Source organism: Arthrospiribacter ruber (assembly GCF_019343195.1).
Taxonomy (GTDB): domain Bacteria; phylum Bacteroidota; class Bacteroidia; order Cytophagales; family Cyclobacteriaceae; genus Arthrospiribacter; species Arthrospiribacter ruber.
The window spans coordinates 82,275-95,574 of the sequence record NZ_RPHB01000003.1 but is presented as its reverse complement, the minus strand read 5'-3'; the positions used below and the strand labels follow the sequence as shown (position 1 = coordinate 95,574).

Below are 13,300 nucleotides of genomic sequence, written 5' to 3'. Positions count from 1 at the left end.
TTACATTTTGTAAATTACAATTTGTAAATCAAACTCACTTTTACCATGCAACCTATCAGTCCTTTTCCTACCACTGGCTATTTTGGTCCTGAATATTTCTGCGACAGGGAAGTGGAAACCCGGAGTGTTCTATCCATGCTAAAACGATGTTAAAGAATACTATGGCGTCTATGATGTACTATTCCAAAGGTGGATGGATAGGCAGATTTAACCCAACAAATTTCACATCCGCATAAATCCCATCACTCGAACAACGCCAACATACTCTCCCTATCCAAGGCCCCCAAGAAGCTGTCACCCTCAGAGATGACTTCTTTGGCCAATTTACTTTTGGCTTGCTGCAGCTGCATGATTTTTTCTTCCACAGTATCTTTACAGATCATCCTGTATGCGATGACATGTTTTTCCTGCCCCATGCGGTAGCAGCGGTCTATGGCCTGATTTTCTACGGCAGGATTCCACCAGGGATCCAATACATACACATAGTCTGCGGCAGTAAGATTTAGGCCGGTTCCCCCGGCTTTAAGGCTGATCAAAAACACCCTTTTCTTCTCATCCTGCTGAAATTGCTGCACCACATTTTCACGTTCTTTCAGGGAAGTCTTCCCGTCGAGATAGGCATATTCTATCAGGTTGTCCTCCAGTTTTTCCTGCACCAATGCCAGCATTTTTACAAACTGACTGAATACCAATATCTTGTGTTTACCGGTTTTCTCCAGGATATGTTCCAGCAGCATTTCAATTTTCACCGATTCATTGGCAGCTTCGGTATGCTGTACTAAGTTGGTGGCATCACAGGCCAGCCGGAGTTTGGTCAGGCCTTCCAGCACATACATTTTGGAGTTTTCGGCTCCCTCCTCCTCAAATTTCTTGAGCAGGTAGTCCCGGTATTCATTTCTATAGGCATCATAAATCTTCCTTTGGGCAGGCTTCATCACACAATACAGGTATTCCTCTGTTTTGTCTGGGAGTTCGGTCAGTACCTCTTCCTTCGTTCTCCTCAGTACAAAAGGCTTGATTTTGTGCTGCAATTCACTGAGAATCTCCCTGTCACCGTTTTTGAGCGGCTTGAGGTAATTGTCCTTGAAACTTTTGAAAGACAGGAAAAATCCGGGATTGACAAAGTTCATCTGTGCGAAAAGCTCAGCCAGGCTGTTTTCTATAGGTGTTCCTGTCATGGCCATTTTGACCTTTCCTTTTAACTTGGTAATGGCCTTGTACCGCTGTGATTGGGTGTTTTTGATGGCTTGGGATTCGTCCGCAATGATGGCTTCAAAATGTATCTGCTGGAGGAGTGGCAGGTCATTGATGACCAGGCCATAGCTTGTCAGGATCACCTGATGTTGGCTGAGCTCTTCCAAAGAGTCAGACCTATTGCCATGATGGACAAAATAACCCAGGTGGGGTGCAAATTTTTCCAGTTCATTTCTCCAGTTGAACAAGAGCGTGGTCGGGGCGACTACCAGTACCTTCGCCTTTTTGTTCTGCTCGATCAGCTTACAGATCAGGGCAATCATCTGAAGGGTCTTGCCCAAGCCCATATCGTCTGCGAGGATTCCTCCCCATTGATATTCCTGGAGGAAATTGAGCCAGTTTAGGCCTGTATGCTGGTATTTTCTCAGTTCGGCTTTCAGTTTCTTAGGTATTTTGGCAGTTTTGATTTGGGTAAATTCCGCGAGCTTGGCCTTTTTTTCCTCCAATTCACGGATGACCTCTGGGAAGCTTTGGGCCTCTTCAAATTCGTCCAACACATGGAAAAGGGTTTTGGGTACTTTCAGCCCTTCTTTCTCGGCTTCTCCGGAGCGGAACAGCTTGCTGAATTTTTTGACCCATTCCTGTGGCAATACCCCAATACTTCCATCTGCCAATTCTACAAATTCCTGATCTCGATCCAGGGCCTTTTTGATGTCCTTCAACTTGACCTTTTGATCCCCAAAAGCCACTTTGGCGCTGACTTCAAACCAGTCCTGTGTGGAGCCAAACTCCATGGAAATGGCTGGAGGGAAGGGGTTGTACTTTTTGATTTTGATTTTTTCCAACCCAAAGACCCGCACCTGTTCTGATTTGAGTTTTTCAAAAGCTTTGAAAAACCAAAGATCCTTCATAAAACTGTCCTGATTCAGGTAAAAAAGTCCCTGACTTCCGGCATTTTTGAAATTGGGATGGAGCTTCCTTAAAAATTCTACGTATTCATCTTCGTAATCTTCATCCCGCAGGTATATGGCTTTGTTGTCTGCATCGATAATGGTACTTTGTTCCAATGGGTTGGAAAAAGCAGATTCAGCATATTTCACCTGCGGGCGCAGCAGGATAAGGCCATTCAGTTCAGAAATGTACAATTGCTTTTGAAGCGGTCCCGGGTTTTCGGATTCTTTGAGGGTACCGGTTTTATCCGAGATTTCTATAAAAGAGGCCATAGGCAATAGGATATGTTTGAAGTATTGGTCAAATTCCTTATCCAACACTTGGATAAAGCTGTTCTTCATTTGAAAGGCAAGTAATTTTAATAGGCGCTCGCTATCAAAAAGCAACAAAGCCTGATTTTTGTACACGGCAAAAACCTGGGTAAAAATGATCTGATCCTGCAATTCAGCCAAATCATATTTATTATCTCCAAATTCAATGATGGTCCTGATATTGTATATAACACCTCCTTTATCTATCAACAACTGGGCATTGGCTTTGAATGCCTCCAAGGGCTTATCAAAGTGCGCTTTTCGGATTTTATGGGTTTCATACTGAAAGCCCTTAAACACAAAAAGGGGATATTCTTTGGCTGCTATATAAAATTCCCTGAACTGATCAAAAGGATTCATGCTGGATTTGTTGAGCAATGACTTTTGGAACCTGTCCCTAAGGAATAAAATGCGCTCAAGATCCTGATTTCTTTTTAAGCGGATATCATGAGGATCATCCAGCCGCTCAAACTTTACGGAGAAAGCCTCCGGGTCCTTTTTGGAACCTTTGGCCATAAAAGGTATGATTTCAGTAAAGCTACCCCATTGGTTATAGCAAAAGGCAAAAGCCACATTGTAAGTACCAATGTCCACTTCCTTGGTGTCTTGGAAGGATCCCATGCCAAGGCTTTTTATCTTTGCTTGGTTTAGGTAATGTGTAAAATTACTTTTGTATTGGTCCAGGTTGACCAAGCCATTCAACTCGCCCGAGCTGATCATAATAATCCTTTGGTCATGCAGGACAAAATCCATGGCACTGAGCGGGTCTTTCAGCTGCTCTTTCAGGCCCATTTCCTCCACTTCCATCAAAATCATTTTTTCCCTTTGTTCTCTGGTAAGTAGGCCCAATTCCCTCTTGTCCTTTCCCTCAAATCTTATTTTAAGCCACTTGAGGCCAGCCCTTACCAGGTGGGGTCTTTTAATGCTGCCATTGATGGTGACCTGTCCCTCGTCGTAGGTGACAGACAGCTCATCCATGTAGGAATAGCCCGAGACATAATAGATGATGCCGTTTTCCAGGAATTTGACGCTCTTCAGGTTCGCATCGTAATAGTTGTTATTGGGATCATCCGGGATAAGCTCGTGAAACTTATCCATCTCCTCCAAAGAACAAGGAATGCTAATGGGGAAAGCAGTGATTTTATCGCTTTTTTGGTCTTTGGGCTCATCAGAAAGGATTTTTTTGAAATCACTTTTCTTGTTGTGCAGAATAAAATAAAGCGCAGCGGCTACATGCTTGCATTCAAGTTCCTGTTCGAAGTAGATGCATTCGCAACTGGAATCCTCTTCCTCATCATAATCGCTAAAAAAATCAGGTTCGGGTGAAAGGCTAAGGTTGATCTGCACCTGATATGACTCCTCAACATTTCCCTTTACCTGGAAATGAAGGTTTTGAGTATCCGGATCAAAGTACCTGTACCTGACCCCTCCGGATTGGTACAGCATATAGCCTTTCTGCTTTATAGACTTGTTGATATAATATAAAAAATTGTCTGCGTGGTTAAGTTCTGTTTTGGATAAAGGCATAATTGAGGTTTTTCAAAAATAGGAAGAGGAAGGTGGAAATGGAAGGGCAAAGTTTAAAACATCGAGCAAAAAAAATTTTTCAATTCTGCCCATTTATATAATGGATTAAAGCTATCAAGACTAAACACTGTTCAGTGTCCAGGTAGATTTGTCCCCCGTCTCATCTACCTTACAATCACTTATTCATCCTTCATCCCTCCTCCTTCCTCCTTCCTCCTTCCTCCTTCCTCTCCGACTGGACGACCAGTCGGACAGGCTTCCTCCTTTCCTACACCGGTTCTTGCTGACTCAAGCAGTGGAAGCTTCCCAAGCCCCAGATCAGGTCCCAAGAGTCTACCCCAACTACTTTTCGGTCGGGGAAGCAGGATTGGAGAATGGAAAGTGCTTTGTCATCATTTCTGTCACGGAAGGTTGGGACGATTACAGATGTGTTGGCAATGTAGAAGTTTGCATAAGAAGCTGGCAGACGCATATCTTCAAAGATAATGGCCTTTGGCATGGGTAGTTCCACAATGTTCAGAGATTTCCCTGTTTCTAAGGTCATCTTTTCAAGCAATTCCACATTTTCTTTGAGTTCCTCGTAATTTTCATCGGAGCTATCGTCCTCTACTACTGTCACCACGGTATCTGCATTTACAAAACGGGTCAGGTCATCAATATGACCATCCGTGTCATCACCAACGATTCCATCCTTCAACCACAAAATATTTTCCACTCCATAATATTCCTGTAGATAAAATTCAATTTCGGATTTGGAGAGATGTGGATTTCTGTTGGGATTGAGTAGACAGGCTTCAGTGGTCATCAAGGTACCTTTTCCATTGACCTCTATGGATCCACCTTCCATAATGATGCCCGGACTGAAAGTTGGGATATTCCTATACCGTGCTATGTGGTAAGGGATTTCGTTGTCCAGGTCGAAGGGCGGGTATTTTCCTCCCCATGCGTTGTAATTCCATTTGACCAAGGCTTTGCGGTGCTCGGCTTGTTCATTTACCAAAAATGCTGGCCCATGGTCCCTGCACCAAGCATCGTTGGTGGAGAATTGATGGAAAAAAACCTGATCCATATCCGCTTTTGCCTGTTCTAAGTGCTTTAGTGCAAAGTTTTCCATGGTCTGATTGCCAACATTGATATGTACCTCCTCTCCTTCCGTTAGCAATTGGATAAATTCCGCATAAGCGGGAAAAATACTATCAATTTTCCCAGGCCAAGATGCTTCTTTGTGGGGCCAACTCAACCAGGTAGCCAGATGCGGTTCAAATTCTGCGGGGAACCTATATCCAAATGCTTTTGGGGTTTTAACCTCAGTCTTCATCGATAAATCGTTTGAGGATGGGGGTATAAGTTTCGATACGGCGGTCTCTGAGGAATGGCCAATGCGTCCGGTATCTATCAGATTGGGACATGTCAATGGTTTCCACATGCACCAGCTCATTTTCATGGTCTGCCTGATAGGTCACCCAACCAAAAGCATTGGTAACAAAAGAACCTCCCCAAAATTTCATATCACCTTCTATTCCTACACGATTGACAGAAATTACAGGAACTCCATTGGCCACTGCATGGGATTTTTGGACGGTTTGCCAAGCATGATATTGTTCCTTGTTGGTGACTTCATCCTGATCTTTGTGCCAACCGATGGCGGTAGGATAAAAGAGGAGTTCGGCTCCCATCAAGGCAGTGATACGGGCTGCCTCAGGGTACCATTGGTCCCAACAGATCAATACTCCGATGGTCGCAAACTTAGTTTTGAAAACTTTATAACCGAGGTCTCCCGGGGTAAAATAAAACTTCTCATAATAGCCGGGATCGTCCGGAATGTGCATTTTTCTATATTTCCCTAAATAGCTTCCATCTGCATCCAATACAGCAGTGGTATTGTGGTACAAGCCTTCAGCCCGTTTTTCAAAAAGGGAGGCGATGATTACTATGCCGAGTTCTTTGGCAAGCTGGCTAAACTGTTCTGTTGCAGGTCCCGGGATTTTTTCTGCCAGTTCAAAATTGCCATGGTCTTCTATATCGCAGAAATAAAGGGAACCGAAAAGTTCCTGTAAGCATACAATTTGGGCACCTTTGGCAGCTGCTTCCCGGATGCCTTGTACTGATTTTTGGAAGTTGGAAGCAAGATCAGCACTGCAGGAATTCTGAACTAAGCCTACTTTTACAAGTCTCTTCAAGGTAAAATTTGTCAAAAGATGAAAATATGGTTTAAAAATAAACCAAAAAACTGATAATGGATTGAAAAAATCCCAGTTCTCGCAAAAAATTTTTGGTGCCTAAACAGACTAAAATCCACTTTATCCACATTCACATCTATTTGTGAATGTATTTGGAAAGTAATACTTTCAGGAAAAGAAAATTAGTATGAGAAATTTTTTGAAATTGCTTAAGCGACCAATTGTTTTTTTATTGAGAAGACCTGTATTATGGTTTGCCAAAAAAGTGGCTTCCTCTCCGGACAGGGAAAAGGTCTTTGAAAGGCTCTCAGAGGTATATGAGGATATCATTTCCAATCCCAAATCCAAGTATGGTAACCTTTATACCAAAGATTTCAGGGACAATAACTTTATCATATTTTCCGACCTCCACAAAGGCAACAAAGGACGTAGGGATGAATTCAGGCATGCCGAAGGCAATTACCTGGCAGCATTGGAATACTACAACACCCATCAGGCCAATTATATCAACCTGGGCGACTCTGAGGAGTTCTGGAAGTTCAATATTTTCCAGATCATGCAGCACAATAAAAAGAATTTTGAAGCTGAAAAGAAATTCGTCTCAAGAAAGGCTTTTTACAAGGTTTATGGCAACCATGACCTTTTTTGGAAGATCGACCCTTTTGCCAATATGTTCCTTTGGCAACTCTATGGTGAGACCATCAGGATATATGGAGGAATAGTCATACGGGTACATTATGATGAAGGCAGGCACATTGATGTATTCTGTACTCATGGGCATCAAGGTGACCGGAGGAGTGATGGCAATAAGTTTTCCGTGTGGTTTGTTTCCTACATCTGGGGCCCGTTGCAGGGTTTTTTGGGCATCAATATCAATACTCCGGCGGTGGTACAGTCCGAAAAAACCCTCCACAACCGCCTGATGTACGAATGGAGTCAGCAACAGGAAAATGTGGTCCTGATCACCGGGCATACCCATCAGCCTATTTTTCATTCTTACAGTCATATCCAATACCTAAAGGCAAGCTTGGAAGAAGCAAAAGAAGCAGGTGATAAGGAAAAGGAAAAGGCACTATTGGAGCAGATAGAAAGGCATCCCAGTCAATGTGAGGACGAGAAAGCTGCTTTACCAAAGTACAAACCTACCTATTTCAATGCGGGATGCTGTTGCTATGATGATGGCAGCATCACGGGAATAGAAATCAAAGACGGGATATTTCGCTTGGTCAGGTGGCATTATACCGAAAAAGGAAAATCAGAAAGAGAAATCCTGGAAGAGTTACCTTTGGAAGAACTTCAAAAGATGTTTTTTTATGCTTGAGCGGAGAAAAGGTGGTTCACGCAAAGGTAGCAGAGGGGCCAAGGATCGCAGAGAAGAAAATGGTACCAAGTACAATGTACGATGAACCAAGAAGGTTTGGAGTATGAATTAGCCCTCGTAAATCGTACTTCGTAATTAAAAGAGAAGAGACATGAGATTCGAGATATGAGAAAGGTACCAAGTACCAAGTACAAAGTACCAAGATGGGTTGGAGTATGGAAACGGATTTACCTTGTCACCCCGACGAAGGAGGGGTCTGTTCATTGTGGGCAAAAATGGATTTTTCACTTCGTTCAAAATGACAAGCCGAAGCCTTCTTGGTGTCTTAGTACCTTCGTGGCATTAGAAGTTCACGCGAAGTAGCGCAGAAACAATAAAGGCAGGATCGGAGTTGCAAACTCCTTTACCAGAAGTCCGAAGGCACAGCCTCCAGACAACAAGGAAAGGCGCTAGAAATAAAAGGTTGGAGTATGAATTAGGCCTCGTAATTCGTAAATCGTACTTCGTAAATCACAATTGGAAAGTCCTGCAACGGAGGTCAGTGGTTAGAGGACAGTCGCCTGTGGACTATTTTTCCATCACAGTACCACATTGCTTACACTTGGTATGCTCAGGATTGCTCCAAAAACGCTCCATAATAGGGGGCAATTGATTGACAATATCCGTGACCTCATGAAATTCTTCATAAAGCTTGTTGCCACAGTTTTCACAATGCCAGATAAATCCGTCCTTTTCCCCCTGCTTTCTGTACCTTTCCATGACCAGGCCAATGGTGTTGGCGGGTCTTCTAGGTGAGTGCGGCACTCCTGCCGGTAACAAAAACATTTCACCCGGACCGATCTTAATGTCTTTGACTTCCCCCTCATCTACTATTTTGAGGGTGATCTCTCCTTCTACCTGATAAAAAAACTCTTCCCCTTCATTGTAGTGAAAGTCCTTTCGGGAATTGGGCCCGCCGACTACCATTACTATGAAATCGTCATTCCCTTTATACATGACCTGATTGCCTATGGGCGGTTTGAGCAGGTGTCGGTTGTCCTCAATCCACTTCTGAAAATTAATAGGTTTTGCCACTGGCATAAGAAAACTGATTTGGTTGATACAAAGGTTAACAGCAATAAGCTTTAAAAGTATTAAAAAAACCGTCAAATTTGGAGGCTAAAGCTTCAATTCCCATGAATTTACCCATTATAGATACCCACTGTGACCTTCTTTCCTACCTGGCTACAGTCCCACAAGCATCTGCTGACAGGGCTGAAGACATTGCCTGCGCCTTCCCACTTCTCGAAGCCGGGAATGTAAAAATGCAGGTCTGTGCCATTTACACCGATGTGAGACCGGGAAGCATGGAGCTTGCTACCAAGCAGGCATACATGTTTCGGGAGACCTTAATGAAGTTTGGTGAAAAAGTTTCTTCAGTGAACGCCGGATTTGTAAGTGAAATTGAAAAAAGCAAAAAAATCGGCCTGGTTACAGCGATTGAAAATGCTGCTGGCCTGGCAGATGAAAAAGCACCCATCGCAGCTGCATTCAGTCAGTTGGAAAACTTGCTCAAACTGACCGGAAGGATGGCCTATATCTCTCTCACCCACCATACGGAAAACAGGTTTGGCGGGGGAAACTATACCGAAGGAATTGGCCTTAAAGATGACGGAAAAAGGCTTTTGGATTACATTTCCGGTAGAAAAATAGCCATTGACCTTTCCCATACTTCCGACCTTTTGGCAGAAGGTATACTCCATCATATAGATTCAAAAAACCTGGATATCCCTGTCATTGCCAGCCATAGCAATTTCAGGTCGGTTTGGGATCACAAAAGAAACTTACCGGATGAATTTGCCCAGGAAATCATCAGAAGAAAAGGAATTATAGGAATCAATTTTCTCAGGGCCTTTCTGGACAATGAGGAGCCTGAAAGGGTATTTGAACATATCCTATATGGCTTTGGAGCTGGGGCAGAGGATCAGATGTGTTTTGGGGCGGATTTCTTTTACACCAAAAATTTCCCGGACAAGTCCCGATTCCCTTTTTACTTTCCTTTGGTGGAAAATGCCAGCAAATATCCTTCTATTTTGGAAAGGTTATCCAAAGACCTGCCTCAAGAAAAGCTTGAAAAACTGGCCTTCAAAAATGCCCAGAGATTCTTCTCATCTTTATTTGTCTAACCAAAAGTCAAGTCCATGTCTTCCCATCATTTTGTCAAAGAACAGCAGGAACCAGCGCTTTTGATTCTCGGTACAGAGGGGATTTCCTATGATCAGATTGCTCCTTTGCTGGAGTGGGTACCTACTGTGATAGTGGTGCAGGAAGAGGTGTATAGGGTGATTTCTTGGGGAATCAAAATAGACCTGATACTGGCTGACCTGAATTTTCAAAAATCCAATATCAGGCTGTTGGAAGAACAGTATCCGGTGAAGTTTTTGGGAGTCCGTGATGGTCAGTTCCTGGAAGAAGCATTCCAATACCTCATAGCGACCAAGCATACCGCTGTTAATATTGTAGGCTTTGACCACAAGAATGTTTTTGCACTCGAGGAAAAGCTTTCCTTTTTGGATATCACTGTAATTGATGGTGCTATGCGGTATTTTCCCGTTAAATCCGGTAAGATTAAAAAGTGGTTTCCAGAAACCTCGGTTCATATCCATGCGCCCGAAGGGACTTTAATCTCTTTTGGAACGCAGGAAGGCAACAGCATCTTGCAGGTGGTCTATGCCACTATGGTCGATGTACCGGAAGGATTGGCCACTTTAGAGGGTAAAGGAGTTTTTTGGGTGGGAGAGATTTTGGATAAAAAATAAAATGAAGATTATTTTTGATAGCCTCCTCACAATCGGGCAGACAATATCCTGTCTCTTCCATTAAGGTCAGCGTGAATATTCACATCAAAATACCCTTTGCTCTCAACCAATGACTTTAATTCTTTCCCAAAAGCTTCATTGATTTCAAAGTACAGCCTGCCTCCCGGCTTCAGTACCCTCTTTGACTTTTCAGCGATCAGCCTATAAAAAAGAAGCGGATCCTCATCATAGACAAATAATGCCAAATGGGGTTCATGTTCCAGGACATTCTTATGCATCTGCTTTTTTTCTGAATGTCTGACATATGGCGGGTTACTTACCACAATGTCCAAGTCAGGATAGGGAATGTCATCGTTTAATATATCCAATTTCGAAAATGTCACATTTGCCTCTAGAGACTGGGCATTTTTATCGGCTATTTGCAAAGCTTCCTCACTAATGTCAACCGCATATACCTTGGCCCCTAATATTTCAAGACTTAAAGTAATGGGAATGCAGCCAGAACCGGTACCTATATCCAAGATGCGCAATGAGGGCTTTTTATTTTCCTTAATAATGAGATGCACCAACTCCTCTGTTTCATTTCTCGGAATAAGCACTGCCGGACTGACCCAAAATTCCCGACCATAAAAAGGGGCCTTACCCGTGATATATTGGATGGGTTTGCCCGATAAGATTTCCTTTAAGGCCAGTTCAAGGGCTTCGGGAATGGAGTCCAACTCCTGATTGTTCAGGATTTCTTTTCTACCAAGCTGAAGAAAATCTTCCAAAAGCCAAAAAGTAAGTGACTCCGCTTCATTTTTTCCATAAAGAGGAGAAAGCTTTTCTACAAAATTCTTGAAGATCTCTCTTGCGCCCATGTTCATTTTTTCTGCGTAAAGTTATTGCTTTTTATTGATCAAAAAGTAAAATGCAACGGCCCCAATGGCATAGCAGACTACATCCCAGATATCGGCGGTATAGGATTCGGACCATTTGGGAAGCAAGTACTCAAAAAGAAACGCGTAATATGCCCAGGCTACCGCAATCTGCATTTTGGTAAAAACAAACCTGTCTTTCTGAGGGTGAATCCACCTGAAAACCTGCAAGGTAATGCCCAATACCACCGGCATGGCCATCAGGTCATCGAGGTATGCATGTACCCAAGGAATAAAAATGCCAAGGATCCTTTCCACAAACTGATTGATCCAGAAAATCAGGAAGGCGAGAAGAAAATAAGGGTTTTTGAAGACCGTCATCAGCCCGGAAGCACTGCAATCAGCCAGGCCAAAAAGGTGAGGATGGCCATATAAATGGTATAAAAAACATTTCCCACTTTTTTCAATCCTATCATAAAAGGCCCATCAGTCTCCTTGATATGAAAAATCCATTGTTCTTTGTTGGCTTTGATGTCTTCCTGTCTTCTCTCGTGATACTCCAAATCCCTGCCACCCAGCGGCTTGCCACAATGATCACATTTGTCGTTGATGTCGGTGGTCCAACTCGACCACTCCCCACAGTGGGGGCATTTCTTTTGTCCCATATCCAAAAATATAAAAGTTTACATATGTATGAACCTGCTTCGCTAAGGAAAAGTTGCCCAAAGTATTCCCTATCTTTGTGCCATGAAGCTTTTTCCAAATACAGTAAGAGGGGTCGTGTCGGCCATAGATGAAATATTCAACAACAACAAATACGCCGATAAGGTGATAGAAAAAACCCTAAGGTCCAATCCCAAATGGGGAGCAAGGGATAGGGGTTTTGTCGCTGAGTCCGTGTATGAAATGGTAAGGTGGTGGAGACTGATAGAGGCGGTGAGCCCCAGCAAAGACCTTTACCATAAATTTGGCACGTATTGGATACTCCAGGGCCACAAATTGCCTGACTGGAGGGAATTCAAGAGCCTTAAACCTGATGAGGTAAAAGCCAAAATGAGCCGCATATCCCAAAGGGCTGTGTTGCAGTCCATCCCCGATTGGCTGGACCAAATGGGGGAAGAACTTTTAGGGGAAAGCTGGGATCAGGAAATAGATACCCTCAACCAACAGGCCCAGGTAGTATTGAGGGTCAATACTTTGAAAACTACCAGAGAGCAATTGATGAACAGGCTGGCTGAGGATGGTGTAGAAACCTATGCTCCAAAGGGCTACAAAGACGCCTTGGTACTGGCTAAAAGGCAAAATATTTTTAAAAATCCTGCCTTCAAGGAAGGAATGTATGAGATTCAGGATGCTTCATCCCAACTTGTCGCAGCTTCCTTGGACGTGGAGCCGGGCATGCGGGTGATAGATGCCTGCGCAGGTGCTGGAGGAAAATCCCTTCATCTAGCAGCCCTTATGGAAAACAAAGGGCGCATCCTGTCAATGGATGTGGAAGACTGGAAACTTACCAATACTAAACTTCGGGCAAGGAGAAATGGGGTGAGTATCATCGAAACCCGCTTGATCGAGGGGAACAAGACCATAAAGAGACTTAAGGATTCTGCAGACAGGGTGCTCTTAGACGTGCCTTGTTCAGGGTTGGGGGTACTTAAAAGAAACCCTGACACCAAATGGAAACTTAGCCCGGAAACCATCGCCAAAGTACAGGTCTTGCAACAGGAAATCATACAGGATTATTGTTATATGGTAAAGCCCGGAGGAATTTTGGTCTACGCTACCTGTAGCATACTGCCTACAGAAAATCAGCATCAGGTGGAGCGATTTCTTGCTTCGGAAAAAGGTCAGGATTTTGAATTGATGGAAGATCACAAAGTGTTGGCCCAAGAAAGTGGGTTTGACGGGTTTTACATTGCCAAGCTCAAAAGAAAGGGCTAAGGATAAAAGGTGTTTGGCTGGGGTAAGGTTCAAGCAAAGATGCTGGACAAAAGATATAAGATTTGAGAAAGGTACCAAGTACCAAGAAGGGTTGGAGTATGTAAAAGGCTTCACCTTGTCACCCCGAGATTTTAAAATTGGCATTTACAGAAATGGAATGACAGTTGGTGTACGTCATCCTGAATCGGAGCTTGCGGAGATGAAGGATCTCCAATATTTTTGG

Annotated in this window: 11 protein-coding genes; 4 read left to right on the top strand and 7 right to left on the bottom strand. The window is 43.4% G+C overall.

Going from position 1 to position 13,300, the window contains the following annotated elements; all coding sequences use genetic code 11:
* Positions 1-242: 242 nt before the first annotated feature.
* The 3 genes from EGN73_RS06375 to EGN73_RS06365 all read right to left on the bottom strand — a co-directional run bounded on the left by EGN73_RS06375 (position 243) and on the right by EGN73_RS06365 (position 6,163).
* Entirely contained in the window at positions 243-3,983 is a 3,741-nt protein-coding gene (locus EGN73_RS06375; RefSeq protein ID WP_219287712.1) for a DEAD/DEAH box helicase, read from the bottom strand.
* Positions 3,984-4,251: 268 nt separating this feature from the next.
* Positions 4,252-5,301 carry an agmatine deiminase family protein gene (locus tag EGN73_RS06370; protein WP_219287711.1) on the bottom strand — a complete coding sequence of 350 codons (1,050 nt, stop codon included), beginning with the start codon at positions 5,299-5,301 and terminating at the stop codon, positions 4,252-4,254.
* Positions 5,291-6,163 carry a carbon-nitrogen hydrolase gene (locus EGN73_RS06365; RefSeq protein ID WP_219287710.1) on the bottom strand — a complete coding sequence of 291 codons (873 nt, stop codon included), beginning with the start codon at positions 6,161-6,163 and terminating at the stop codon, positions 5,291-5,293. The genes EGN73_RS06370 and EGN73_RS06365 overlap by 11 nt, the downstream gene beginning before the upstream one ends.
* A 187-nt stretch (positions 6,164-6,350) precedes the next feature.
* Here EGN73_RS06365 and EGN73_RS06360 point away from each other — a divergent pair, with 187 nt between their 5' ends.
* Positions 6,351-7,484, top strand: coding sequence for a metallophosphoesterase (locus EGN73_RS06360; protein WP_219287709.1), 1,134 nt, complete (start codon positions 6,351-6,353; stop codon positions 7,482-7,484).
* A gap of 567 nt (positions 7,485-8,051) precedes the next feature.
* Here EGN73_RS06360 and EGN73_RS06355 read toward each other — a convergent pair.
* Positions 8,052-8,564 (bottom strand): 3-hydroxyanthranilate 3,4-dioxygenase, encoded by a 513-nt coding sequence (locus EGN73_RS06355; RefSeq protein WP_219287708.1) that lies wholly within the window; start codon positions 8,562-8,564, stop codon positions 8,052-8,054.
* 95 nt (positions 8,565-8,659) lie between these two features.
* Here EGN73_RS06355 and EGN73_RS06350 point away from each other — a divergent pair, with 95 nt between their 5' ends.
* Positions 8,660-9,649, top strand: a complete 990-nt coding sequence (locus EGN73_RS06350) for a dipeptidase (protein WP_219287707.1) — start codon at positions 8,660-8,662, stop codon at positions 9,647-9,649.
* 15 nt (positions 9,650-9,664) lie between these two features.
* Positions 9,665-10,282 carry a thiamine pyrophosphokinase gene (locus EGN73_RS06345; RefSeq protein ID WP_219287706.1) on the top strand — a complete coding sequence of 206 codons (618 nt, stop codon included), beginning with the start codon at positions 9,665-9,667 and terminating at the stop codon, positions 10,280-10,282.
* Positions 10,283-10,308: 26 nt separating this feature from the next.
* Here EGN73_RS06345 and prmC read toward each other — a convergent pair whose 3' ends face one another.
* The 3 genes from prmC to EGN73_RS06330 are packed head-to-tail and all read right to left on the bottom strand — an operon-like array spanning position 10,309 to position 11,804.
* Entirely contained in the window at positions 10,309-11,142 is an 834-nt protein-coding gene (gene prmC, locus EGN73_RS06340; protein ID WP_219287705.1) for a peptide chain release factor N(5)-glutamine methyltransferase, read from the bottom strand.
* Between the two features lie 21 nt (positions 11,143-11,163).
* Positions 11,164-11,520, bottom strand: a complete 357-nt coding sequence (locus EGN73_RS06335; RefSeq protein ID WP_219287704.1) for a magnesium citrate secondary transporter — start codon at positions 11,518-11,520, stop codon at positions 11,164-11,166.
* On the bottom strand, positions 11,520-11,804 hold the full coding sequence (locus EGN73_RS06330; RefSeq protein WP_219287703.1) for a hypothetical protein: 285 nt from the start codon (positions 11,802-11,804) through the stop codon (positions 11,520-11,522). The genes EGN73_RS06335 and EGN73_RS06330 overlap by 1 nt, the downstream gene beginning before the upstream one ends.
* An 82-nt stretch (positions 11,805-11,886) precedes the next feature.
* On the opposite strand from EGN73_RS06330, the gene EGN73_RS06325 reads away from it, so the two are divergent.
* Positions 11,887-13,077 (top strand): RsmB/NOP family class I SAM-dependent RNA methyltransferase, encoded by a 1,191-nt coding sequence (locus EGN73_RS06325; RefSeq protein WP_219287702.1) that lies wholly within the window; start codon positions 11,887-11,889, stop codon positions 13,075-13,077.
* Positions 13,078-13,300: the final 223 nt, after the last annotated feature.